This is a genomic window from Mucilaginibacter phyllosphaerae (genome assembly GCF_004378255.1).
Lineage (GTDB): Bacteria > Bacteroidota > Bacteroidia > Sphingobacteriales > Sphingobacteriaceae > Mucilaginibacter > Mucilaginibacter phyllosphaerae.
Map to the genome: position 1 here is coordinate 1,013,595 of NZ_SNQG01000001.1, position 23,241 is coordinate 1,036,835.

The 23,241-nt window shown below is 43.3% G+C and carries 28 protein-coding genes; 12 read left to right on the plus strand and 16 right to left on the minus strand.

The annotated features are described in order from the left end of the window. Positions 1–4: 4 nt before the first annotated feature. The 4 genes from E2R65_RS04365 to ggt all read right to left on the minus strand — a co-directional run bounded on the left by E2R65_RS04365 (position 5) and on the right by ggt (position 3,802). Positions 5–937, minus strand: a complete 933-nt coding sequence (locus E2R65_RS04365; RefSeq protein ID WP_134335242.1) for an FKBP-type peptidyl-prolyl cis-trans isomerase — start codon at positions 935–937, stop codon at positions 5–7. 6 nt (positions 938–943) lie between these two features. Beyond that, complete coding sequence (locus tag E2R65_RS04370) at positions 944–1,447, minus strand: FKBP-type peptidyl-prolyl cis-trans isomerase (protein WP_134335243.1); 504 nt, start codon at positions 1,445–1,447, stop codon at positions 944–946. Positions 1,448–1,537: 90 nt separating this feature from the next. Then, positions 1,538–1,978 (minus strand): MarR family winged helix-turn-helix transcriptional regulator, encoded by a 441-nt coding sequence (locus tag E2R65_RS04375; protein ID WP_067059510.1) that lies wholly within the window; start codon positions 1,976–1,978, stop codon positions 1,538–1,540. Between the two features lie 126 nt (positions 1,979–2,104). Further along, positions 2,105–3,802 (minus strand): gamma-glutamyltransferase, encoded by a 1,698-nt coding sequence (gene ggt / locus E2R65_RS04380; protein ID WP_204986272.1) that lies wholly within the window; start codon positions 3,800–3,802, stop codon positions 2,105–2,107. 214 nt (positions 3,803–4,016) lie between these two features. On the opposite strand from ggt, the gene E2R65_RS04385 reads away from it, so the two are divergent. Continuing rightward, positions 4,017–4,511: a hypothetical protein gene (locus tag E2R65_RS04385; RefSeq protein WP_134335244.1), complete on the plus strand. Its 495-nt coding sequence runs from the start codon at positions 4,017–4,019 to the stop codon at positions 4,509–4,511. A gap of 134 nt (positions 4,512–4,645) precedes the next feature. Here the strand turns inward: E2R65_RS04385 and E2R65_RS04390 are convergent, their stop codons facing one another. Both E2R65_RS04390 and E2R65_RS04395 read right to left on the minus strand, forming a co-directional pair. Then, positions 4,646–6,133, minus strand: a complete 1,488-nt coding sequence (locus E2R65_RS04390; protein ID WP_134335245.1) for a TlpA family protein disulfide reductase — start codon at positions 6,131–6,133, stop codon at positions 4,646–4,648. A 997-nt stretch (positions 6,134–7,130) separates the two neighbouring features. Continuing rightward, the gene (locus tag E2R65_RS04395) at positions 7,131–9,887 is read right to left on the minus strand and encodes a glycoside hydrolase family 2 protein (protein ID WP_134335246.1); all 2,757 of its coding nucleotides are present in this window, start codon (positions 9,885–9,887) and stop codon (positions 7,131–7,133) included. 176 nt (positions 9,888–10,063) lie between these two features. On the opposite strand from E2R65_RS04395, the gene E2R65_RS04400 reads away from it, so the two are divergent. From E2R65_RS04400 to E2R65_RS19585, 6 genes are all read left to right on the plus strand, one after another. Continuing rightward, complete coding sequence (locus tag E2R65_RS04400) at positions 10,064–11,788, plus strand: FAD/NAD(P)-binding protein (RefSeq protein WP_134335247.1); 1,725 nt, start codon at positions 10,064–10,066, stop codon at positions 11,786–11,788. Further along, complete coding sequence (locus E2R65_RS04405) at positions 11,785–12,378, plus strand: DUF1543 domain-containing protein (RefSeq protein WP_134335248.1); 594 nt, start codon at positions 11,785–11,787, stop codon at positions 12,376–12,378. Before E2R65_RS04400 ends, E2R65_RS04405 begins: the two co-directional genes overlap by 4 nt. 58 nt (positions 12,379–12,436) lie before the next feature. Then, positions 12,437–12,805 (plus strand): AraC family ligand binding domain-containing protein, encoded by a 369-nt coding sequence (locus tag E2R65_RS04410; RefSeq protein ID WP_134335384.1) that lies wholly within the window; start codon positions 12,437–12,439, stop codon positions 12,803–12,805. A gap of 333 nt (positions 12,806–13,138) precedes the next feature. Beyond that, on the plus strand, positions 13,139–13,339 hold the full coding sequence (locus E2R65_RS04415) for a hypothetical protein (protein WP_158285212.1): 201 nt from the start codon (positions 13,139–13,141) through the stop codon (positions 13,337–13,339). A gap of 21 nt (positions 13,340–13,360) precedes the next feature. After that, a complete protein-coding gene (locus E2R65_RS19890; protein WP_260171808.1) occupies positions 13,361–13,489 on the plus strand; it encodes a hypothetical protein in 129 nt (42 codons plus the stop codon). Between the two features lie 44 nt (positions 13,490–13,533). Next, entirely contained in the window at positions 13,534–13,695 is a 162-nt protein-coding gene (locus E2R65_RS19585; protein ID WP_158285213.1) for a hypothetical protein, read from the plus strand. Between the two features lie 54 nt (positions 13,696–13,749). Here the strand turns inward: E2R65_RS19585 and lpxB are convergent, their stop codons facing one another. From lpxB to acs, 10 genes are all read right to left on the minus strand, one after another. Next, a complete protein-coding gene (gene lpxB, locus E2R65_RS04420; RefSeq protein WP_134335250.1) occupies positions 13,750–14,877 on the minus strand; it encodes a lipid-A-disaccharide synthase in 1,128 nt (375 codons plus the stop codon). Next, positions 14,877–15,140: a hypothetical protein gene (locus E2R65_RS04425; RefSeq protein WP_134335251.1), complete on the minus strand. Its 264-nt coding sequence runs from the start codon at positions 15,138–15,140 to the stop codon at positions 14,877–14,879. The genes lpxB and E2R65_RS04425 overlap by 1 nt, the downstream gene beginning before the upstream one ends. Beyond that, a complete protein-coding gene (gene surE / locus E2R65_RS04430; protein WP_134335252.1) occupies positions 15,133–15,909 on the minus strand; it encodes a 5'/3'-nucleotidase SurE in 777 nt (258 codons plus the stop codon). The genes E2R65_RS04425 and surE overlap by 8 nt, the downstream gene beginning before the upstream one ends. A 47-nt stretch (positions 15,910–15,956) precedes the next feature. Further along, entirely contained in the window at positions 15,957–17,105 is a 1,149-nt protein-coding gene (locus E2R65_RS04435; protein ID WP_134335253.1) for an acyltransferase family protein, read from the minus strand. Positions 17,106–17,229: 124 nt separating this feature from the next. Further along, positions 17,230–17,415 carry a CsbD family protein gene (locus E2R65_RS04440; protein WP_134335254.1) on the minus strand — a complete coding sequence of 62 codons (186 nt, stop codon included), beginning with the start codon at positions 17,413–17,415 and terminating at the stop codon, positions 17,230–17,232. A gap of 64 nt (positions 17,416–17,479) precedes the next feature. After that, positions 17,480–17,623 carry a hypothetical protein gene (locus E2R65_RS19590; RefSeq protein WP_158285214.1) on the minus strand — a complete coding sequence of 48 codons (144 nt, stop codon included), beginning with the start codon at positions 17,621–17,623 and terminating at the stop codon, positions 17,480–17,482. Between the two features lie 11 nt (positions 17,624–17,634). Next, positions 17,635–17,862, minus strand: a complete 228-nt coding sequence (locus tag E2R65_RS04445; RefSeq protein ID WP_134335255.1) for a hypothetical protein — start codon at positions 17,860–17,862, stop codon at positions 17,635–17,637. Positions 17,863–18,200: 338 nt separating this feature from the next. After that, entirely contained in the window at positions 18,201–18,473 is a 273-nt protein-coding gene (locus E2R65_RS04450) for a type II toxin-antitoxin system RelE family toxin (RefSeq protein ID WP_134335256.1), read from the minus strand. Next, positions 18,473–18,670: a hypothetical protein gene (locus tag E2R65_RS04455; protein WP_134335257.1), complete on the minus strand. Its 198-nt coding sequence runs from the start codon at positions 18,668–18,670 to the stop codon at positions 18,473–18,475. The genes E2R65_RS04450 and E2R65_RS04455 overlap by 1 nt, the downstream gene beginning before the upstream one ends. Positions 18,671–18,740: 70 nt before the next feature. Then, complete coding sequence (gene acs / locus E2R65_RS04460; RefSeq protein ID WP_134335258.1) at positions 18,741–20,642, minus strand: acetate--CoA ligase; 1,902 nt, start codon at positions 20,640–20,642, stop codon at positions 18,741–18,743. Between the two features lie 250 nt (positions 20,643–20,892). Between acs and rpmB the strand changes: the two genes are divergently transcribed. The 5 genes from rpmB (at position 20,893) to E2R65_RS04485 (ending at position 23,196) form a co-directional block, all read left to right on the plus strand. Further along, positions 20,893–21,126: a 50S ribosomal protein L28 gene (gene rpmB, locus E2R65_RS04465; protein ID WP_121246453.1), complete on the plus strand. Its 234-nt coding sequence runs from the start codon at positions 20,893–20,895 to the stop codon at positions 21,124–21,126. A gap of 76 nt (positions 21,127–21,202) precedes the next feature. Further along, complete coding sequence (gene rpmG, locus E2R65_RS04470) at positions 21,203–21,385, plus strand: 50S ribosomal protein L33 (RefSeq protein ID WP_067063463.1); 183 nt, start codon at positions 21,203–21,205, stop codon at positions 21,383–21,385. Between the two features lie 80 nt (positions 21,386–21,465). Continuing rightward, positions 21,466–21,627, plus strand: a complete 162-nt coding sequence (locus tag E2R65_RS04475; RefSeq protein ID WP_134335259.1) for a DUF4295 domain-containing protein — start codon at positions 21,466–21,468, stop codon at positions 21,625–21,627. A 178-nt stretch (positions 21,628–21,805) separates the two neighbouring features. After that, positions 21,806–22,768, plus strand: a complete 963-nt coding sequence (ftsY, locus tag E2R65_RS04480) for a signal recognition particle-docking protein FtsY (RefSeq protein WP_134335260.1) — start codon at positions 21,806–21,808, stop codon at positions 22,766–22,768. A 50-nt stretch (positions 22,769–22,818) separates the two neighbouring features. After that, positions 22,819–23,196: a GxxExxY protein gene (locus E2R65_RS04485; RefSeq protein WP_134335261.1), complete on the plus strand. Its 378-nt coding sequence runs from the start codon at positions 22,819–22,821 to the stop codon at positions 23,194–23,196. Positions 23,197–23,241 lie beyond the last annotated feature (45 nt).

Genomic DNA, 23,241 nt, shown 5'->3' on the forward strand with positions numbered 1-23,241 from the left:
CTTATTACGGCTGTGTAACGCCGGTTACGTTAAAATCAAATTTAAGTATAGAAGCTGGAGGCACGCCTGATGACGGTAAACCATAGCCTAAAGAGGATGGTATCAGCAGTGTAATATTAGTGCCTGTAGCAACGTGTTTAAGCATGGCATCCTTAACCCCATCAACCAAAGAGAAAGGGACTAAAGTAGCGGCAGATGTTACACTGTTTATATCAAAGGCTACATCGTTTAATAAATATCCCTGGTAAGTAGCGGTAACGTTACTAAAATCTTTGATCTCGCCAATGGTGCCGGTAGGCTGTGTATTGATCTTGTAATAATAGCCCAGCGGATCTTTAACAAAGCCGGTTAAGTTTTTAGCTGCTATGTAATTTTTGATCACCTGGTCGTCGTAAGCATTCTGGTCTTTGATCACATTTACATAATAATCAAGGCTTTGGTTACCGCCAATGCGTGTATTGGTATTGGTAACACTGCCTGTACCAAAACCATTTACCCCGTAAGCCAGGTTAGATGGGATAAGCAAGCGCATACTGCCTTTATATCTAAGCAGATCGTGTATGGCCAATTGCAGGCCTATAGGATACCCAAAGCCTGTTGTAGCATTTTTAAAGGATAACTGACCCAGATAACTGTAAAAGTGGTTAGCTATGGTATCAGAAGAAACGTACTTGCCATCTAAGGTTTTAACCGTGTAAACGATCAATACCTCGTCGGAATATTTGATGCTATCGGCGCCCGATGTGGTTTGTGACAACACCTTGTAGTAAATGCCCGAATTTTCATCTTTGGTAAGCCCGGCAATGCTGTTGGCAGCTACATAACTTTGTATCTGCTGATCATCAAACACCTTTATAGTGGGCTGCTCTTCGAGTTTTTTACAAGCGCTTAAACCGGCTGCTGCTATCAATAAAAAAGTAAAAATCTTTTGTTTCATCTAAAATCAGTTCGTTACATCTAAAAGTTCAATCTCAAAATCAACCACGCTGTTGGCGGGTAAATTTATATCGGGCTGCTCATAGGGCCCGTAGGCATACCGCGATGCCGACAGGATCCTGATCTTTCCGCCCTTTTTTATTTTGGGTACGGCCAGTTGCCAGGCCCTTAAAACATCTCCCAGCGCAAACGACGGATGGAAGTTATTGCTTTGGGCAAACACTTCGCCGGTGGCCAGTTTTTTGGCGGTATAATCTATCGTTATGCGGGTAGAGTTTGTAAACAGCGTATTGCCGCTCCCCTCATCAAGCACAATATAGTAAACGCCGGTTTGGATGCCTGCGCTATCTACACGCTGCACACCCGTTAAATTTTGGGCGCTGATATAATCCTGTATAATTTTATCGTCTTTTTCTGCCTGCACCCGTTCTTCGGCAACCTCGTCGAACCCCTTTTTACAGGATGTGAAGCCGGCGGCACACAATAATAATATCAACAGTATCCTGTTCATTCAATTTATAAAGGGCAAATTTATTGTTTTAAATCGCAAAACCAGCAGGTTAACACTTTTTAACAAATAGCTTTAGCTAAATGCTAACGTTCAGGGTTTATAATTAAGTGTAAGCTGATTGATTTTTTTAAGCATTTCTGTTAAATACTGCTTATCAGCATCGCTGATGTGGGCGTTAAGATAGTTATTAAATTGTTTTACAACGTTTTTGGCAAGCTGGCGCTTCTCTTTGCCCAGGTCTGTCAGGTATATTTTTACCGAGCGTTTGTCGCCTTTGTTAGATTCGCGGTAAATCAGGCCGGTTTGCTCCAGTTGGTTGAGCATCCGCGATAAACTGGTTGATTTAAGGCCAAGCAACGCAGCAGCCTGCGATACGGTTGTGCCCTCTTCATCGATATTAATGAGCAAATAACCGATGGATTGTGTGATACCAAACTCGGTAACCAACTGGTTATACCGGTTGGCAACGGTTTGCCAAACGATCTTTAAAAAGTAATCAATTGTTTCCTGGTGTTTTACACTGCTTCGCATAACGCAACAAACATAACGTTTTTTTAGTGAGTGGTGCGTAGAGATTAGTGAGTAGTTAAGCATACGTTACAAAACGCGTCACCAAACACCAATCTCTATTCTCTTCTTTAATCAACTATCAATTTATCACCACCCCTCCGCCGTATCATCCCCGCGTGGGTCGGCACCGCCCCGGTAACCGTTTGGGGTTATCAATATTCCGTCTACCCGGCCTATCGCTCCTCTGGGGGTTATTTTATAGCCTTTTTTAGTGAGTTTTTCTTTCACGGTATCATTTATGGCATCAGCCTCGGTATATACCTCATCCGGCAGCCATTGATGATGGAACCGCTTTGCCGCAACAGCCTGCTGCATATCCATATCAAATTCTATTACGTTTAGTATGGTTTGGAATACCGAGGTTATGATGGTTGAGCCGCCGGGGGTGCCCACCACCATAAAAAGTTTACCATTTTTTTGCACGATGGTGGGTGTCATGCACGATAGCATGCGCTTACCCGGCTGGATGCTGTTGGCCTTGCCCCCCACCAGGCCATACATATTGGGCACACCCGGTTTCGCGCTAAAGTCATCCATCTCGTTGTTGAGTAAAAAGCCGGCGCCTTTCACAAAAATCTTCGATCCAAAGCTATCGTTAAGCGTAGTGGTGATGGATACCGCGTTACCCTCCCCGTCAACTATAGAAAAATGGGTGGTTTGGTCGCTTTCATAACCTGCAAAGGTACCGGGCCGGATGCTGGCACTTGGCGTGGCGGCATCCCAGTTAAAGGTTTGCATTCGGGCGGCAATGTAGCCGGGCCTCAGCAGGCTGTCTGCAGGTACTTTATAAAAATCGGGGTCGCCCAGGTATTTAGAACGATCTGCATACACCCGGCGCTCGGCCTCTACCATCAGCTGCACGGTACTGTCGCTGTTAAATCCATACCGGTGCAGCGGGTACTTTTGTACCGATTGCAGCAGCTGCAGCAAGGCTATCCCCCCGCTGGAGGGCGGCGGCATGGTAATGATCTGATAGCTTTTGTATTGCCCAACAACCGGCTTACGCCATACCGAGTGGTACTGCTGCAGATCTTTTAAGGTAAAAATACCTTTACCGGCCTGCATTTCGGCTATCAGGAGGCGGGCTACCTTACCATCATAAAAGCCGGCGCGGCCCCTATCACGAATGAGGGCCAGGGTTTCGCCCAGGTCTTGCTGTATCAGGGTATCGCCCTGTTGCCAGGGGGTATCTTTCATCAGGTACCTTTTGCCGGGGTTAAGGCTTTTAAAAACAGAATCGTTACGGTTAATATCTGTCGCCAGGCGTTTGGTCATCTTAAAACCTTTAAGGGCCAGGTTAACCGCAGGCTGCACAAGCGCTGCCCATTTTAGCCTGCCATACTTTTGATGCGCCTGCACCATCCCGTCAACAGAGCCGGGGATACCCGATGCCTGGTGCGTATATAAACTTTTATTGGGTATCACATTGCCTTTAGCATCCAGGTACATACCGGCACTGGCGGCAGCGGGCGCCTTCTCCCTAAAATCGAGCGTGTTGGGCCTGCCCTTTGCCGGGCGATACACCATAAAACCGCCGCCGCCAATATTACCGGCCTGCGGGTGAGTAACCGCTAATGCAAACTGCACGGCCACTGCGGCATCTACCGCATTACCGCCCTTTTTTAAAATATCCAAACCGGCCTTTGCAGCATCCGGATAGGCGCAAACTACCATTCCCTTGCGGTATGCCGGGCTGCTGTTGGCTGGCACCTGTGCACAGGTTAATGCACTGTAAAAAACAAATGCGGCGGTTATGGTAAAGGCTGCTTTGGGGTTCAAATTCATGTTTAACAAATGTTATTAACGGCAATTAATGCATTTTGCACTACAAATACAATGTGGTAATGTTGATTTTTTTTTACGGTAAGCGGGCAGTTTACCCTATTATTGCGCAATTGCTAATTTATAAAGCATAAAAAGTACTTTTTGCCGTTACTTAGCTTTATTAATTTATTTACTGTGGATGGCAGCGCCATTCACCAAACAAAAACTACCCGTAATGAAAAAATTTACCTTTACCGCCTTACTGCTTACCGCTTTTTTATTCGCAGCAAACCGGTTGCAGGCGCAGGATTACAAAACGGCCGTCGGCTTAAAATTTGGTGCTTATGAAAACGGCCCGTCTGTTAAATACTTTATGAACAGCACCACCGCCCTGGAAGGTATTTTGGGCATCCGCAGCCACGGCGTTGTGATAACCGGCTTGTACGAATTGCACCAAACTGCATTTAATACACCCCTGCTTAAGTTTTATTATGGCTTCGGCGCCCACTTAGGGTCGGTTGGTAAAGGTGTTTACAAGCGCTTTGGCAGCGATGATAACGTTTATAACGACAGCCACATTTTACTTGGCGCCGATGGCGTTTTAGGCCTGGAATATAAATTGCCCGATGCCCCCTTCGCTTTTAGCCTTGACCTTAACCCCCGCCTTGAACTGGCCACCGGCCCTTTCTTTGACCTTGCCCCCGGCCTGGGTTTGAAGTACACCTTTTAACTTTGTTTGAGATAAGTAAGTAAGCTGTATGTAATGCAGCTTGTTTACTTATTACTAAACATCATAAAGCTGATTATATTAATTAAAATTTTTAGCATTTACTTACGGTACAAAGGTTTTAATTGAACTTTACACTAATTAGCTAATTTCTTCAAAATATCTGCAAATGTAGCTTCTGATGGCCTTAAATTATTGAGTTCAACTTTTTGGCCTTGCTTATCATAAAGCAGGTAAAAAGGTAAAGAGGATATTTGATAAAATTTTGCAAAATCTGATGTGAAATAGTTTGTTAGCAAGTAGTTGTTTAAATCCATATTTAATTCTTTTGATTTACCCTCCCACGCGCCTTTGTTTTTGTCGAAGGAAAGATAAATAAAATCAACTTTACCTTTGAATTGTTCCTGGAGCTTTTTTTCAAACGGCATTTCCCTGATGCATGGGCCACACCAGCTTGCCCAGCAAATAATAAGCACCGGCCTTGATTTGAAAACAGTTTTTACGGTTATAGCACTACCATTTATATCTTTCATCCGGGATGACATCGCTTCCTCCAGAGTGTATTTTTTAAATATCTGGCTCTTTTTTACAGTAAATGATGAGTCTAAGAAACGGATGTACAGGTTGTTTTTACATACGGCTTTAAAATCGGTTAAAAGAGAATCGAAAGAAGGGTATATCAAATTGGGGTTTCCCAAAAAAGTAGAAAGATGTACGGTTAATAAATGGTTTTTTATCGTGTCCGGGTAGCTTTTTTTGATCAGGTCATAAATGGAAATTAAATCATGATCATCAAAAGGTTTTGCCCCGGTGTTTTGCCGCGAAATGGAAGACGTATGCAAATATGCAGTTTGTCCGTACACACTTGTTTTAAAATATAGAGATGGATCTGCAAACCTGGACGTTAACAAAATTCCCTGATAGGGGGAAGGATAACTATGTAAATCGATACCTCTTGTAAATAACGGCCTCAGCAAATTATTTATAAAAGAGGCATAAATTTCGGCTTTAGCAAGGTTTACATAAGTGTTTGCTATATGATGCTCGCTGCTATACTTTTCTAAAAACAACAGCCTTACCTTATACCTGTCGTTTACAAGTTTGCAAAAACCCGGCAAATCTTTGGCCTGGCTGTATGCCACATCCCCACTCCAGCCCAGTACGCCACCAACATTGGCCAACGAATCAAAAAGGGCATAAGTAAACCTGTTTTTACCTTCTATGCTTATGTCGTGAAACCAGGGGCGGGCGTATTTCCCCTGTATTTTAACTGCCGGTTTGTCATTGCTGTTAATATTTACCATCAACGTATCGCCCGATATAATAAAAGTTTTGTAACCAAACCCAGTACTTAAATATGCACAAGTAGTATCTGTTACGTTATATTGGCAAATCGTTTCAGTATAATTTTTATGGTGGCTTACCGAAACAACTTTTTCCGGATAGTCATGGTACTGGCCAAAAGATTGAAGATCGAATGGCCTTTTAAGAGATAAATAAAAGGAATCTTTTTTGAGTGAATCGGGATTGTACCTGAAAACAACGGTAACGGGTTTTTGTGCAAATGCCAGTATCGTAAAACAGAACACAAGTAAAAACAGCGTGATTTTAAATTTTGTCATCATAAATAATGAGAATTACAGGCTACATAGCTTTAGACGGATTTAATCAAAAATGAGTTTGGTAATAATCGACTAATAAGATAGCTGTAATAAAGATTAAAGCAATTACAAAAGACGACCATTGCCAAACTCACTATACTTATTAACGGCAGTCTACATCCTTGCAACAATCATTATTATTACAGTTGTTATCTGCACCGGTTTGACAGCTCTCGGCCGAACCAGGACAACTTTGAGTTGTTGTTCCTGATGCACAATTAGGCCCTCCAGCCCAAGTCCATTTACAAGTAGCTCCCGGCAGTGGCATATTACCACCTAACACATTCTTCATTTCTCCTCTGCTTAATTTCTCAAACTTTTTCGTAGCAAAAAATATTTATTAATTATTTAGTTTTGCCGATACCACGCCCCGGCAATTTGGCGGCATGTAGTGTTAAAGTGCATGCTCCTTTACTTTGGCCAAAAGTTTCTTAATTGCCGATTTCGCGGCATGTCATCAGTATTTTATTGGTTGTTACCTTATAAACAATAAGTGCTACAGGCAGGGAGGGCGTGGTTTTTTATTGCCGGTACTCTTATCCCGTTGTGCATTGCTATTGCAGAAAGCGCGATCACTTTTAAGCGCGAATTAATATTTTTCATAGATGGTTGCGTACTGCAATAAACTTACAAACCAATAAGCAACAAAGCAACAACTATTTTAAAATCAGGTAATTCCCGCAATTTTTAAAGTAAGTATTTATACATGATTTAAAATATAGTTAATTATTATTCCTACAAAGAACAATACCTATTCAGCTTAGATAATAAAATAAATCCAAAACGCGAAGTATCTCGGCTGTAAGGGTACCAATGCCAGGTTAAGAAATAAAAATTAAAATAGTAACCAGCCCTTGCCCCCGGCCTGGGTTTAAAGTACACCTTTTAATATACAGCTAAATACGTAAAAGGGCCGCATCGTGTACATGATGCGGCCCTTTTAGGTTTATTTAAAATCCCTTTACTTAAAATCAAACCAAAGGGTGCCGTTTACGGGCCGGCCGGATGCATGGTTTTTCTGGCTTTGGGGGCCCAGCACCTCTGCCGGCTGAAACTTGGTGCCTATGGGCGCAATAGCGTTCAAAAAACCGATGCTGCCCCCCGGAAATGGCGGCTCTACGTTGTTATTGGCAAGCGCATCCTTTTCCCGTGCGGGTTTAAGCATCTGCAGGTACATATTCTTATCTTCCGTATAAACCGTAAAGGGCGCTTCTTTATTTTCTATTACCGCCCAGTTCACTTCGGCATGGTAGCCTTTAAACTCCGGGTATCCCCAGGTTTCGCCGGTAATGGTATTGTTGTATGCCTTATGCCAAACGCCAAGTGCCTGGCCTTTAAGCCTGTTTTTCCAAACGCGGTAAGGCCCGCGGCCCAGCCATTTCATGCCCGTAATTTTTTCTTCGGGGTAATTAAAGGTGATGCCCATAAAATCAGCGTCGCCTTGCCGGGTGTACCGGTATTCCAGCTTAACCGGGCGCCCGGTTTCAAAGGTCCATTTAATATGTAGTGGTGCATCGCCCTGGTAATCGGCTTCAACATAATATTTGTTGCCGGCCGCCTGGTGCTTAAACTCCTTTAGCTGCGTATTAACACCTGCCAAAACAGGCCCGCCCGATAACGATACTGTGCCCAGTGGCTTAACCACCTTTTGAATATACCCGGTGGTTGTATCAAAATAATAGCTTATACCATCGCATGTAACAATAACCGAGCTGCCGTTTTGGGTTGCAGAAACGGCAGCTTTACCCGCAACCATAACTGCTTTTGCCGCTATAGCTGCCGGTGCGGCGATGGCCCAGCTCCAGGTAAATATTTCCTTTTTATCCGGGCCGGTTGCGGTAAGATACAAGGCATCGTTATTTTGCCAGGCGGCCGGTAAGTTTAAAAGCAGCATGCCTTTTTCGCCAGCCTTAATATCGGGCGCTGCAATTGTACCTGCAGCCACTACAGCAGCTACGGTAGTTTTAGCTTTTGCCTGTGGGAATTTAACCAGTTGCCATTTAAAGGTACACTGGTTAAGGTTGGTAAAGGCATACCGGTTCTCAACAGGGATCTTCCCGTTAAATTCATTGCTGATGGCCTGCTGCCCGATATACACCGGCGACCAGATCTCTTTGATGGTATAAAAGCTGGCTTCCTTTTCGCGGTGCGGGCCAACAATACCGTCGGGCGCGTGGTTACCGTCAGCATCATAAGCGCCGTCCTTATCGGTACGGATGATCGCCTCATCTAAAAAAGCCCAGATAAAACCGCCGCCTAAATGCGGGTGTTTCATCATCAGGTTCCAGAAATCATCAAGCCCGGCCCCGGCCCCGCCGTCATAAAGCGCGTGCATAAATTCGGTAGGGAAAAACACTTCCTGCCCTGTGGCAACCACATTGCTTACATATTTATAATCGGGATAATGTTTGGTATCGGTGCCGTTAAATTTTTCCCAGGGGTGTATCACCGTACGCTTTTGCGGGTCGTACAGGTCGTAATCGTTATCCAGGCCCCTGTTCCAGCCGCCCTCGTTGCCGTTATCCCAAAACACGATGGATGGGTGGTTTACATCGCGCACCACCAGTTCTTTCACCAGTTTGCGGCCCACAATTGTATCGTACTTTGCCTGCCAGCCGGTAAGCTCATCCAGCACATACAACCCTACCGAATCGCATACATCCAGAAAATCCTGGTCGGGCGGGTAGTGCGACATGCGCACGGCATTCATATTCATTTCCTTCATCAGGCCGGCATCAGTTAAATGCACCTGATGGCTCAGGGTGCGGCCGGTTTCCGGCCAAAAGCTGTGGCGGTTGCTGCCTTTTAAGATCACCTTTGCACCATTTACATAAAAAGCATCGTTAGCCCGCAGCTCCACCGTACGGAAACCAAACTTTTGTGTAACCCGGTGAACAACCGCGTTGCCTTTTTTTAAAGTAACCACTACCTGGTAAAGATTAGGAAACTCGGCACTCCATAATAAAGGCCGGGTAAAGTTGCCCTTTAACTGCGTAAATTCTGCTGCGCCACCGGCTTTAACTACCATAGGTTTACCTACGCTTTGGCCGTTGCGCTTTTTTACCTGCGCCTGGATAGTTTCGCCGCCCTTTAAATTACCGGGATATACATCCAGTTGGAAAGAGCCGTCGGCTTTGGCATTTACGGCCACCCTGTCTATAAAGGTTTGGGGCACTATCTCCAGATACACCGGACGGAAGATACCGCCCAGCACCCAAAAATCGCTGTTACGGCGTTCGGCATCGTTTACAGATGAATTGGCGGAGTTTTTATCAACGGTAACCTCCAGCAGGTTTTTACCATTGGGTTTAAGCAAAGCGGTAATATCATACTTAAACCGGTAATAGCCCCCCTGGTGTACCGGGCCTGCCAGCTTGCCGTTGATGAGTACCCGCGTATCGATCATCGATCCCTCAAAAACAATAAATATTTTTTTGCCCCCGAACCCGGCAGACGAAAATTCGTATTTATACAAGCCCTGCTCGTTACTCTTCACTTTATCGTGCCCGTAGTTGTAGGTGCCAAAACCCTGCTGCTCCCAATTAGAGGGGACCGCAATTTTTGACCATTGGCCGCTTTTTCTGCCGCCGGTACAGTAAAAATCCCACTGTACGGTATGGTCCTTATCACGGCCCGAAAGGTATTTAACAATTGTTTGCTGTGCAGATGCGCCAACGCAAATCAAAGCCAGCAGCAGTTGCAGTAAAATATTTTTCATAATAGGTGTAAAAATTTAAAGCTACACATTAGCGGGTGTTAAAAACAAATAGAAAACCAGCAAAAGATGATTTGATTATAGCTTGAGTTAGCTTCTTTATAAATAAACTTTATCGTTATAAAACAATTACAGCACTTTTTAATTAAACATATCATATTCACACTTAGATGCCCGACATGTTTAAAGATAGAAAGCGGATAGCCATACTTGGCGGCGGCCCAAGTGGTTTATTTATGTTTAAAAGACTGGTGGATGCCAACTGCACCCATTTTGAGATCGACATTTTTGAAAAAAAGAAACAGTTGGGCGCAGGGATGCCCTATAGCCACGAGGGCGCTAACGACGAGCATGTAACCAATGTATCCGGCAACGAGATACCTGAGCTGGTTACCCCCCTGGCAGACTGGATAAAAACCGTCCATCGCGATACGCTGCATAAATTCCATATTGACCCGGCAAAATTTAATGATTACAAAGTGCTGCCGCGCCTGTTGTTTGGCCAGTACCTCGAAACGCAATTCACCCTGTTACAACAAAAGGCAAAAGAGGCGGGCATCAGCTTTAACATCCGTTACAACAGTAACATAAGCGATGTAACAGACGATGCTGAAAAAGGCACGGTTGGCGTTAAAATTGCAAGCGGCGAAACATTTGTGTACGACCAGGTAATTATTTGCACCGGGCATAACTGGCCGCTAAAACACGAGCGCACCATCCCCGGATATTTCGATTCGCCCTATCCGCCGCAAAAAATAGCTTTAAAGGTAAACCATGCGGTTGCCATCAGGGGGGCATCGCTTACCGCGGTAGATGCCATCCGTACGCTTGCCCGCCACAACGGCGCCTATTCAAAAAACACCGCGGGTAAACTAACCTATCAGTTAGCTGCAGGCAGCGCAGGTTTTAAACTGGTGCTGCATTCCCGCAATGGCTTGTTGCCTGCAGTAAGGTTTCACCTGGAAGATTCGCACCTGCAAAATAATGCGTTACTGACCAAACCGGAGATTGATGCGCATATACAGGCAAACGACGGCTTTTTATCGCTCGATTTTATTTTTGAGCAGGATTTTAAATTGATCTTTAAAGAAAAGGATCCTGAATTTTATGAATCCATCAAAGAGATGCGCATGGAAGAGTTTGTAGAGGCGATGATGGCCTTGCGTGAAAGCGCCGACCCTTTTGAGCTGATGAAAGCCGAATATGCAGAAGCTGAAAGATCTATCAAAGAAAAAAGATCTGTTTACTGGAAAGAAATGCTGGGCGTTTTAAGCTTTGCCATGAACTACCCTGCCAAACATTTTTCGGCCGAGGATATGCAACGCCTGCAAAAAACACTGATGCCGCTGATATCTATTGTGATTGCGTATATCCCCCAAAGCTCGTGCGAAGAAATCTTTGCCCTGCATGATGCGGGACTGCTTGAACTGGTAACCGTAGGTGAAGACAGCTATATAGAACCTGTAGAAAAAGGCGGCGCCATTTACCATTATACCAATGATGGCGGCAAACCGCTATCAACCTATTATAATATATACATTGATTGTACCGGCCAGCCACATCTTGATTATCAGGATTTCCCCTATCCGGGGCTTATGCAAAACCACACGATCAGTTCTGCAAAAATTACATTTAAAGATGCAGCTAAAGGGCAGGCAGAAATAGACAAAGGCAATGATGATGTAAACGCAGACAGTAACGGCAATTACTATTTAAACGTACCGGGTATCACTATAAATGATTGCTTCCAGCCGGTAGATAGTTACGGCGCCTTAAACGAACGCTTGTATATGATGGCAGTGCCTTACATGGTTGGTTATAACCCCGACTACTCGGGGCTTGATTTTTGCGAAAAGGCATCAGAAACCATTATAAACAGTATGCTAAAAATTGAAGTTGAATGAACGAGCAGCAAACAGTAGTAATACAACCGAAATTATATATGCTGCTTTTAGGCTCTAAAGCGCCCGGCAGGCATGTAGAGCAGCACGATTTTTTCTTTGGGATTGCCCATTCCCTAAAAGAGCTGGTACCGCAGATAAAAGCCTTTTGGCGCAACACCGGCACCAGCCTGCATATTGACGGCTGGCGCGAAGTAAACGCGGTAGATGGCTACCGCATAAACGTAGTACCCAAACAGGATACAGAAGGATCACCTGCAGATAAGCTGTTTTTTATAAACCTGGGCGGTTACCAGCCCAATAAGTTAGAAGAACAGCATTATGTAGTACTTACCGTGCAGCCAGACCGTGCGCTGGCTATCCAGCAGTCGAAAAAATCGGTGTTTTTTCGTACCAATACCATTGCCGGCATGAAGGGGGCAAACGCGCATATTGATGATAAGTATGGTATTGATGTGGATGATATTTACCGGATAGAAGAAATGCTATCGCCGGAATTAAAAGATCTGTACCAGATACAGATAACACCGGCAGATAACCTGACCGAAGACGAGGTGCACCTGGGCTATTTCAGGCTGGATAAACTTACCTGAAAAAATGATTACCCGCCGCAACATTAATGCAAGCCACATTAGTTACTTTAGCCCGCAAATGATAAAAGCTTATAAATTATATACCGGCCATGACGGGCACTCGCATATCCAAACCGGCACCGTAAGCCAGGGCATTGTTAACCAGGCCACATCCATCAGGTTTCAGGAGTCGCCGCCGCATTCTTTTTACGACTGGCATAACGCCCCTACCGAGCAATATGTGATAACCCTTAGCGGCACACTGGAATTTGAAACCCGCACCGGCAAAACCTTTATTGTTAAACCCGGCGACCTGCTGATTGCCCTGGATACTACAGGCACCGCCCACAAGTGGAAATTAATAGACGACCAGCCCTGGAAAAGGATCTACGTGGCGTTTGACCCATCGCAGATGAATTTTATACCCGACGAACAGCCGCAGGTTTAGTTACAGGCTGTCTATTTTACTATCCGCTTCCTGATGTTTCAGGGAGCTTTTTTGTTTCAGGGGGATTTGCAGGCTCTTTAAACAGAACAACCCATTGTTCAAAAACGGACAGCTATGTACGCGCAACGTTACCAGCTGACTATTTCTAACAACAGCCTGTACTGATTTTTCATACACATTTAGTATGAACCGTTTTTAAAAACGGTATAAAACAACCCTTTTTGCAAGTTTTTGGTTTGAATGTAAAAATATATCGCGCCGGATGTCATTTTTTTTATTCAACTGCAAAAGTTTGGCATTGAATTGGAATACTATTTATCAAACGGAGATAAAATGGTGATCGACGATATAACTGAAAAGCCGGATGGAGAGAAAGAGTGGGACAACCCCAAAGCTCCTGAAAACACATCTGACGAAAGGGATAAAGAGCAAATAGCCAGGCAATACAAAGAGGCAAAACGCCGACATGACAACCTGAGCGAAAACCAGGAAAACGATAAGAACAACGAAGAAAACAAACAACAACAAAACTAAAAAATTTAAAATATTTGAACTATGAAAACTTACCAAAAACCAGCTACCAGCAAATTAGTTAATCGTTTCGATAAAGAATTGATGAATATTTTGATGAGCGACCTGAAAGCCATTAAAGCAAAAAATACAAGCAGCCTAAAGGCTGCATAGTTTAACCTGTTAAATCCCCTAAAACAACAACAAAACATTTACCTATGAAAGCTTTTAACAAACCTGCAACAAGTAAATTAGTTACCCGTTTTGATAACGAACTGAGAAATTTATTAATGGAAGACCTGAAAGCTTTCAGAGAAAAAAATCAGTTTACTAACCGCAACAAACAGGAGGCTGTACAGCAACAATTGTCTGCCGCCTGATCATCATATAATCTACTTCTATTTAAAACATCTTTTTGAGACGATAAAGCCCGGCTATTTTAGCAGGGCTTTGTTGTTTTGGGTATAGCTTACTATCAGTTGAGCGGTTTTGGCAGATGCGCCCGGTGTGCCCATCCTGTTATCCAGTTCATCATAACCAGCCAGCATTTGCTGCCTGTAATGCGTATTGTGCAGCAGATTATTCAGTTCTTCGGTAATTTTTATAGCTGTGCAATCCGCCTGGATCAGCTCTTTCACCACCGCCTTATCCATAATAAGGTTAACCAGCGAAATGAATTTTATTTTGATCAGCATCCGTGCAATGCCAATGGTAACGGCATTACCTTTATATACCACCACCTGTGGCACATTAAACAAAGCGGTTTCCAGCGTGGCCGTACCCGATGCTACAACAGCAGCTTCGGCATTGGCCAAAATATCATAAGTGGCATTAAATATTACCGGCACCTGTGCCCCGCCTAAATATTGCGTGTAATACTCCTTATTAAAAGATGGCGCACCTGCTATTACAAACTGATGATGCGGAAACTGATGCATAGCGCCCAGCATTTGGGGCAGCAGCCGGCTTATTTCCTGCTTACGGCTGCCGGGTAACAGGGCCACTATATTTTTGCCGGTAAGGTTATTATCGGTAAAAAAGTTAGCCTGTGGTTTAAAGGCATCCACGGCATCCAGCAAGGGGTTGCCTACATAATCGATATCCATCCCCCAGGTTTTATAAAAATCAACCTCGAATGGTAATATGCAAAACAGGTGGTCTACAACCTTTTTTATTTTGAGTACCCGTTTTTGGTTCCAGGCCCAAACTTTTGGGGAAATGTAATAGCAAACCAACAAGCCCTGCGCTTTGGCAAACTCGGCTATTTTTAAATTAAACCCGGGAAAATCTATCAGCACTAATACATCCGGCTGGTAAGCCACAATATCCTGTTTGCACTTTTTCAGGTTTTTAAGGATGGTGCTCAGGTTAAGCGCCACCTCCACAAAACCCATAAAGGCCATATCGGCGTAGTGCTTTACCAGTGTACCACCTTCGGCCTGCATCAGGTCGCCGCCAAAAAAACGGAAGTCGGCCTGCCGGTCCAGCTCTTTTAAGGCTTTCATCAGGTTTGCCCCATGCAAATCGCCGGATGCCTCGCCGGCTACCAGGTAGTACTTCATTATCTGTATATTTTTAATATAAATATTAACAGCGTACATGCAAAGGTAGCTATCATAATGCCGTTAGATGTTTTATCAAGGTAAGCCCTTGCCGAAAACCGGAGCAATACTAAATTTATCCCAATGGCTATCAGATATGGCATAGCAGGTTTATCCATCATCATCCCATCATTTTTTAACCAAACGGCAAATATAAGCCAGGCTAAAACCGGCGGTATAAGGCCATATACCATGCCCAACAAAAGGTTGTTACTTTTAAACATTAAACAACCAGGTATTGAGTACGGGTATGGCGTGGTGGGCCGTCATATCAAACTGAACAGGCACAATGGATGCGTAGTTATGCTCCAGTGCCCAAACATCGGTATCCTGCCCCTGATCGTTATTCTGGAACACACCGGTAAGCCAATAATACGGCCGCTTGTAAGGATCCATGCGCATATCAAATTCTTCGGCCCATTTGGCGTTGGCCTGGCGGCAGATCTTTACGCCCTTTATCTTATTGCCCGCCGGGAAATTTACGTTTAGCACCGTACCGGCAGGCAAGCCATGCGCTAAAACCTGCTGGGCTATTTCTTTTACAAATTTTTGGCAAGGCTCAAAATCAGCCTGCATGGAATAGTCATCCAGCGAAAACCCAATAGAAGGGATACTTTCTATGGCCCCCTCTACCGCTGCAGACATGGTGCCTGAGTACAATACATTAATAGAGTTGTTTAACCCATGATTGATGCCCGACACGCACAGATCGGGCTTTACACCGTTGAACACTTTGGTTACGGCCAGCTTTACACAATCTACCGGGGTGCCGCTGCAACGGTACATTTCTATCCCCTCGTAAATATCTACCTCATCTAAACGCAATGGTTTACCAATGGTAATGGCATGCCCCATGCCCGACTGCGGACTATCCGGCGCTACCACCACAACACGGCCAATCTCTTTCATGGTATGCATCAGGGCTTTGATGCCCGGTGCGGTTATACCGTCATCATTCACTACCAGTATGGTGGGTTGTTTAGCTTTTGTCATGGCAGCAAAAATAACTATAATTGAATTAAGCTTTTTGCTCAAAGGCATTAAATAATCTTATTGATGCCGGGAATTTTAACCAGTACCATCCCCAGTAAAAAGCTGCCAGCTACAGCCAGCGGCGCAACCAGTAAAAACTTTAAAGCGGGGTCAACAGCCCACCCACTCAGGGCCACCGTTAATGATACAATAAGCAAGGGATGAAAAATATACACCGCAAAGGCACTGCGCGATAGTTTGCTTAAAAAAGCCGATGAGCTGTTCCAGCGGTATTTACCAATACAAAGCAAAGCAGTGATAATACTAAAACCAACCAACTGTTCCCAAATGGCGTACTCTGCCTGCTGCCAGTGTAAACCACCAGAATACCATTCTACCGGAAAATTTAATATTTTGCGTATGATAAAAAGTAACGGGAAGCCAAAAACAATAAGGCAAATAGTCACAGTACGCATGGTTGTACCTGTTTTAAGCTTTACATCATTAAGCCACTGATTGCGTGCGGCTACCAATCCGCCAATAAACAAAGCAATGTATTGGGCAAAGTGCCCCAACTGAAAGCCCAGCGGTTTAAGTACCCAACCTACCGGGAAGATGATACGCGCGGCAAAACTTATTAAACCTATACCTATGGCAAATATTAATATACGCGTAACAACAGGTAAAGCAAGCAAAAATTCTGTACGCCCTGCTATCAGCCGGTAAAAAACATAAAACAGGTTAAACAGCAGCAGGGCTGCCACAAACCATAACACGCCAAAATCTATCCAGCTATCAAATCCGCTTAAATATTGTGCATAGGTAACATCGTGCCCTTCTGCCCATTTGTAGGATATAAAGCTGAGGAATGGCGACAATACAAAAGAGTAAAACACCAATGGGATGCCCAATCGCAGCAACCTATCGGTAACAAATTTTAGCGGGCCTTTTTTATCGTAAGATGAAGGCACAAACAATGCCGACAGAAAGAAAAAGAACCCCATAAAAAACGCCTGGTTAACAGATACAAAAACCGTCATAGGGATAATAGCGCCCATCAATGTTGATTTTTGTGTGTAGTACCAGCCGCCCGGCGCACCATAAGCTATAACGGTATGGTGCAAAATAACCAGTACGGTAAGCACTACTTTAATATGGTCGATATAATTTATTTGGGCTTTGGGCTGAAGGAGTGCAGGTTGTGGTTGGGTTGACAATGCTGTTTAGATTAGACTATAAAAATATAATATTGTTCACCATCCATCAATAAAAAAGCCCCAATTAAATTGAGGCTTCTTCAGAGTGACAGGAACATATCCCCTTATCACTAATTTTTGATCATTATAAACTTTTCAACCAGTCTATCAACCCTTCGCGGGTTTTGCCTGTTTTTTGCTGCAGGCGGCCCAGCGTTTCGTCGTCTTTACCTTCTTCGTGCTTCAAGTCGTCATCGGTTAAATCGCCGTAGGCTTGTTTTATTTTACCCTTTAACTCGTTCCAGCCGCCTTTTAATTCTAATTTGTCCATGGTAATGTTCTCCTTATTTAGATGTAATGAAACAACAGGTTATTTACAAATTGGTTTGAATTTTTTATGGATGAAAGCCGCTGTTATCCAACTTAAGATTACGCATTTCCCGGCCAAACTGAGCTTTATATTGCGCTGCTATGGCGTTGCTAAAGGCTTTTGAAGTACCTTTTTTATTAGCAGCCTGCCAACCTGAATGCAGTATCACACTTAATACTTTTAACTCTTCGCCCAGCATAGCCCGGTTGCCCGCATCAGCATAGATAGCCCTGTTTTGAGATAAACTTGCCGCAGCCGCGTTACGTACAGCCAGTACGGCAGTTTTTGAGGATTAGCAGCCTGATTGGCGATCATCCAGTTAACCACCTCATATGCCGCAACAATATCGGCGGCATCATCATAGCTTAATCCATACGGCGAAGCGATGCTGTTAAAAGCTTTATTCATATCGGCTTGCTTCAACTTAACCGTGGCTGCCGCATTCAACTTAAATTTTGCCGATAAATTATCAATAACCCGGCTCCTTATCCGGGGCGATGGGTTGTAGGTGAGATCCCGCCCTGATTTACTGCTGCTTGCTGCACCGGCAGCATCTTTCAGCGCAAGTTCTGCTATTTGAGATGTTGTATAATATACTGTGTTACAGCAGCATTATCAATGATGGTTTGCCCTACATCCTGCGCACTGAGGGCCAACGCCGGCAACACAAGAATGCAAACTAAAAATGATTTTATTTTTGATATCATGCTAACTAACAACCAACCGAGTTAATTAGTTTAGACTATTTAAGGGAACAATTTATAAACGTCTTTTCGAGGTAATACTCTTACTAATTCTATCGTATGATTTTCCAGGTAAAAACAAATTCTATAATCACCAATTCGCATACGGTAAGCATTGTGTGCGCTCTTTCCTCCTTTTAGCGGCTTTACATTAGAAATATCTGTTAAACCTTGTGAATTTATCATCATCAAAATCGCACTTTCAATTTTTCCTTTCAAGTCGTCCGACAACTTCTTTACATCCTTCGTAAAAGATGACCGGATTTCTATTTGCATTATTTTGCTTTCAGGGAAGAAATAAAGTCTAACTTTTCCTGCTCACTTAGCATGGCTGTATTCCTGCCCTCCTGCATAGCTTTTAAATAATAATTGTCATCTTCAACCGGTTCAGATAATTCAATTTTTAATGTTTTAGCTAATTCTGAGATAAGCGGCAGGTGTTTTTTCTGTACATTTTTTAATACGAGTTCCATATATCAAATTTAAGCTATTAATTCAATAATTTAAAAAGCACATCAAATGTTATTTATCTTCCTGCCTTCCTTATAAAGCCCCTTCCTTTATCTCTTCAACTACAGCAGGGTCAAGCAAGGTAGAGGTATCACCTAAGTTGGCGGTATCGCCTTCGGCTATTTTGCGCAAAATGCGGCGCATTATTTTACCCGAGCGTGTTTTGGGTAATCCGCTCACAAACTGGATCTTATCCGGCCTGGCTATGGCGCCAATGATGCGCGAAACGGTCATCATGATATCCTTACGGGTAAGTTCCTCGTTACCGTGTTTACCCGGGCTAACCACAAAAGCATAAACACCCTGGCCCTTAATATCATGCGGGTAGCCAACCACTGCGCTTTCTACCACGCTGCTGTGCATATTAATGGCGTTCTCTACTTCGGCGGTACCAATGCGGTGGCCGGATACATTCAATACATCATCTACACGGCCGGTAATACGGTAATAACCGTCGGCATCGCGCAGGCAACCGTCGCCTGTAAAATATAAATTATCGTAGGTGGCAAAATAAGTGGTCCGGCAACGCTCATGGTCGCCATAGGTGGTACGCAGCATACCCGGCCACGGGAATTTGATGCAAAGGTTACCGCTTACGCCGTTGCCTTCAATCTCTTTACCATTCTCGTCAACCAATATAGGTTGCACACCTGGCAGCGGCAAGGTAGCATAACCCGGTTTTAATGGCGTAACGTTAGCAATAGGCGAGATCATGAAACCGCCGGTTTCAGTTTGCCACCAGGTATCTACAATGGGGCATTTGCCTTTACCTATCTTTTCGTCGAACCAGTGCCAGGCTTCCTCATTAATGGGCTCCCCTACAGATCCCAGCTTGGTAAGTGAACTAAAATCTTTACCATTCAGTACATCATCGCCAAAACTCATCAGCGAGCGGATGGCCGTTGGGGCCGTATATAATATATTAACCTTAAATTTTTCTACAATATCCCAAAGCCTGCCCGCATCCGGCCAGGTGGGTATCCCCTCGAATAACACGCTGGTAGCGCCCTGCGTAAGCGGCCCGTATGCGATATAAGAGTGCCCCGTGATCCAGCCGATATCTGCCGTGCAAAAATAAACTTCGCCTGGCTGGTACTGGAAGGCATTGGTAAAGGTATAGCCTGTATAAACCATATAACCGCCGCAAGTATGCACCACACCCTTTGGTTTACCGGTAGAGCCTGAGGTGTACAAAATGAACAGCATATCCTCGGCATCCATTTCTTCTGCAGGGCAATCCGGGTTGCCTTGTGTTTCTACCTTCTTAACTTCATCTTCCCACCATACATCGCGGCCTTTGATCATCGATACCGGCGTGTGGCTGCGGGTAAGTACAATTACCTTTTGGATAGACGGGCACTGCACCAGCGCATCATCAATAATTGATTTAAGCGGCACTTCTTTAGTACCACGGTGGCTGCCATCTGCTGTTATAATGATATTACATTCCGCATCCTTGATCCTATCTGCAATAGATTGCGCCGAGAACCCCCCAAACACTACGGAATGCACGGCACCGATACGCGCGCAGGCCAAAACAGCAATAGCCAGTTCCGGCACCATAGGCATATAGATACAGATCCGGTCACCTTTTTTGGCGCCGTTATTTTTAAGCACATTGGCAAACTGGCAAACTTTATCGTGCAGTTGTTTATAAGTTAACACGCGGTGATCTTCGGCCGGGTCGTTTGGTTCCCAGATGATGGCGGGGGTATCACCGTTATGTTCCAGGTGGCGGTCAAGGCAGTTTTCGGTAATGTTTAGTTTGGCACCCTTAAACCATTCTATTTTAGGCTCTTTAAAGTTCCAGTCTAAAACCTTGTCCCACTTTTTTTTCCATAAAAAATTGTTGGCTATATCTTCCCAAAATTGTTCAGGCTGTTCAACGCTTTTGCGGTACACCTGCTGGTATTCTTCAAATGATTTTACTTGCATGGCAGTATATAAATGGTGGCGTAAAATACTGATTTTTGTGTTAGAAGTATATTAAAAGAATGGCTTTTTAAAATATTTTAAGAAGCCGTTTGCAACATTTAACAAATCATCTTATTTATTATAAACCATAATTTTAGGTACTAAAAATCTTTTTTGAAATATTTTAAAAACACTGTTGCCTATTTCACTTAAAAAGCTGATATTTGCAAACTCTTTTTAGGAGAAGAACGAGAATTTAAAAATATTTGTCATGTCAAGAATTTGTGATTTAACAGGAAAAGGCTACATGAACGGCTTTAACGTTTCTAATTCAAACGTTAAAACTAAGCGTAAGTTTTATCCTAACTTAAAGCTTAAAAGGTTTTATATCCCTGAGGAAGATAAATGGATCACTCTAAAAGTATCTACTTCAGCATTAAAAACCATCAGCAAAAATGGTATAACAGCTTGTATCAACAAGTTTGTAAAAAAAGGCTCTATTTAATATCAATAGATTGTTGGGGCTACGGTAAAGATGTGATATCTTAACGATTGGCAGGCAACTCAAAACATAAAATAAAATGGCTAAGAAAGGCAACAGAGTTCAGGTAATTTTAGAATGCACAGAGCATAAAACAAGCGGCATGCCGGGTATGTCTCGTTATATTACCACCAAAAACAAAAAAAATACAACTGAAAGACTGGAAATGAAAAAATTTAACCCGGTTTTAAGAAAAGTAACTGTACACAAAGAGATTAAATAATTTAAGCTTGTTTGCTGCAGCTTATTTATTGTTTAATTATGATGAATAAACATAAGCACAACTTATAAAAATACAAAAACATGGCAAAGAAAGTAGTTGCAACCCTGAAAGTAGCGGGTAAAGGTAAAGAGTTTTCAAAAGTGATAACTATGAATAAATCACCTCGTACAGGTGCTTACTCATTCAAAGAGCAGATCGTTCCTAACGATAACATCAAAGATGCTATTGAAGGTAAAGCATAATTACTTTTGATTATAATATAAAAGCCGTCTTGTTGATAACGAGAGGGCTTTTTTTGTTATATTTAGTCTGAATCAGAATTTATAGAATTTAAGGATTTACAGAATAGCCTTTCTTCTTGTCTTCTGAACACGTCTATAAATTTCGAAAATTCTTAAATTCTGTAAATTCTGATCACCTATGGGATTATTTGATTTTTTCAAGAAAAAGGAAACCACGCAGCAGGAACAGCAGGCGCTTGACACCGGGCTGGAAAAAACCAAGGACAACTTCTTCTCCAAGATAACCAAAGTAATTGCCGGTAAAAGCACCGTTGATGATGATGTGCTGGATGACCTGGAAGAAGTGCTGGTAACATCAGACGTTGGTGTTACTACCACCCTTAAAATAATTGAGCGGATACAGGCACGTGTGGCTAAAGACAAGTACGTTAGCACATCCGAACTGAACAACCTGCTGAAAGACGAGATCCAAAAACTGCTTGCCGAAAATAACAGTAACGATTTCCAGAGTTTTGAATACGGCACGCATAAGCCTTACGTAATTATGGTGGTTGGTGTAAATGGCGTTGGCAAAACCACTACCATTGGCAAGCTGGCCCATAAGCTAAAGCAAGCCGGTAACCAGGTAGTTTTGGGTGCTGCAGATACCTTCCGTGCGGCGGCAGTTGACCAGATAAAACTTTGGGGCGACCGCGTTGGGGTAAAGGTTGTGGCACAAGCCATGGGCAGCGACCCGGCATCTGTTGCCTATGATACTCTCCGATCTGCAGTATCTAACGGCGACGATGTAGCCATAATTGATACCGCAGGCCGTTTACATAATAAGGTAGGGTTGATGAACGAGCTTACCAAAATCAAAAACGTAATGCAAAAGGTAGTGCCCGGTGCACCACACGAGATTTTGCTGGTACTGGATGCATCAACCGGGCAAAACGCCATTGAGCAATGCAAACAATTTACCGAGGCTACCGCCGTAAACGCCCTGGCCCTAACCAAGCTGGATGGCACGGCCAAAGGTGGTGTAGTAATAGGCATATCAGACCAGTTCAAGATCCCAGTAAAATATATAGGTGTAGGGGAAGGTGTAGAACACCTGCAGCTTTTTGACAGGCAGGCATTTGTTGATAGCTTGTTTAAATAATTATTTTTTTCACCGATTAATTAAGATTAAGATGATTTCACTGATTTGAAATGGCGGAGTTTGAAAAAGATCTATTAACAGAAAAAATAATTGGTTGCTGTTTTGAAGTTCATAAAGGATTAGGGCCGGGTTTTTTAGAGAAAGTTTATTCTAAAGCACTACAGCATCAGCTTCAATTAGAAGGATTGAACTTTGAAGTAGAAAAAGAGTTTAACCTATATTTTAAAGATAAACTCGTTGGACACTTTCGCTGTGATTTTTTTATAGAGAACAAGGTTATTGTCGAAATTAAATCTTTTACAGGAATTTATACCCCTGTATTATTTCAAAAACAAGTGCTGTCATATTTAAAGGCAGCGAAAGTAAAAACCGGACTGCTTATAAACTTTGGTAATATAAGCTGTTCCATAAAGCGATTGTCTGTTTAGTTTGATTATCAGTCCAAATAGGTGAAATCAAAATAATCATTCAAT

Coding starts and splice junctions, on each gene's coding strand:
- E2R65_RS04365 (WP_134335242.1), bottom strand. CDS start 937: ATGAAACAAAAGATTTTTACTTTTTTATTGATAGCAGCAGCCGGTTTA.
- E2R65_RS04370 (WP_134335243.1), bottom strand. CDS start 1,447: ATGAACAGGATACTGTTGATATTATTATTGTGTGCCGCCGGCTTCACA.
- E2R65_RS04375 (WP_067059510.1), bottom strand. CDS start 1,978: ATGCGAAGCAGTGTAAAACACCAGGAAACAATTGATTACTTTTTAAAG.
- ggt (WP_204986272.1), bottom strand. CDS start 3,802: ATGAATTTGAACCCCAAAGCAGCCTTTACCATAACCGCCGCATTTGTT.
- E2R65_RS04385 (WP_134335244.1), top strand. CDS start 4,017: ATGAAAAAATTTACCTTTACCGCCTTACTGCTTACCGCTTTTTTATTC.
- E2R65_RS04390 (WP_134335245.1), bottom strand. CDS start 6,133: ATGATGACAAAATTTAAAATCACGCTGTTTTTACTTGTGTTCTGTTTT.
- E2R65_RS04395 (WP_134335246.1), bottom strand. CDS start 9,887: ATGAAAAATATTTTACTGCAACTGCTGCTGGCTTTGATTTGCGTTGGC.
- E2R65_RS04400 (WP_134335247.1), top strand. CDS start 10,064: ATGTTTAAAGATAGAAAGCGGATAGCCATACTTGGCGGCGGCCCAAGT.
- E2R65_RS04405 (WP_134335248.1), top strand. CDS start 11,785: ATGAACGAGCAGCAAACAGTAGTAATACAACCGAAATTATATATGCTG.
- E2R65_RS04410 (WP_134335384.1), top strand. CDS start 12,437: ATGATAAAAGCTTATAAATTATATACCGGCCATGACGGGCACTCGCAT.
- E2R65_RS04415 (WP_158285212.1), top strand. CDS start 13,139: ATGGTGATCGACGATATAACTGAAAAGCCGGATGGAGAGAAAGAGTGG.
- E2R65_RS19890 (WP_260171808.1), top strand. CDS start 13,361: ATGAAAACTTACCAAAAACCAGCTACCAGCAAATTAGTTAATCGTTTC.
- E2R65_RS19585 (WP_158285213.1), top strand. CDS start 13,534: ATGAAAGCTTTTAACAAACCTGCAACAAGTAAATTAGTTACCCGTTTT.
- lpxB (WP_134335250.1), bottom strand. CDS start 14,877: ATGAAGTACTACCTGGTAGCCGGCGAGGCATCCGGCGATTTGCATGGG.
- E2R65_RS04425 (WP_134335251.1), bottom strand. CDS start 15,140: ATGTTTAAAAGTAACAACCTTTTGTTGGGCATGGTATATGGCCTTATA.
- surE (WP_134335252.1), bottom strand. CDS start 15,909: ATGACAAAAGCTAAACAACCCACCATACTGGTAGTGAATGATGACGGT.
- E2R65_RS04440 (WP_134335254.1), bottom strand. CDS start 17,415: ATGGACAAATTAGAATTAAAAGGCGGCTGGAACGAGTTAAAGGGTAAA.
- E2R65_RS04445 (WP_134335255.1), bottom strand. CDS start 17,862: ATGAATAAAGCTTTTAACAGCATCGCTTCGCCGTATGGATTAAGCTAT.
- E2R65_RS04450 (WP_134335256.1), bottom strand. CDS start 18,473: ATGCAAATAGAAATCCGGTCATCTTTTACGAAGGATGTAAAGAAGTTG.
- E2R65_RS04455 (WP_134335257.1), bottom strand. CDS start 18,670: ATGGAACTCGTATTAAAAAATGTACAGAAAAAACACCTGCCGCTTATC.
- acs (WP_134335258.1), bottom strand. CDS start 20,642: ATGCAAGTAAAATCATTTGAAGAATACCAGCAGGTGTACCGCAAAAGC.
- rpmB (WP_121246453.1), top strand. CDS start 20,893: ATGTCAAGAATTTGTGATTTAACAGGAAAAGGCTACATGAACGGCTTT.
- rpmG (WP_067063463.1), top strand. CDS start 21,203: ATGGCTAAGAAAGGCAACAGAGTTCAGGTAATTTTAGAATGCACAGAG.
- E2R65_RS04475 (WP_134335259.1), top strand. CDS start 21,466: ATGGCAAAGAAAGTAGTTGCAACCCTGAAAGTAGCGGGTAAAGGTAAA.
- ftsY (WP_134335260.1), top strand. CDS start 21,806: ATGGGATTATTTGATTTTTTCAAGAAAAAGGAAACCACGCAGCAGGAA.
- E2R65_RS04485 (WP_134335261.1), top strand. CDS start 22,819: ATGGCGGAGTTTGAAAAAGATCTATTAACAGAAAAAATAATTGGTTGC.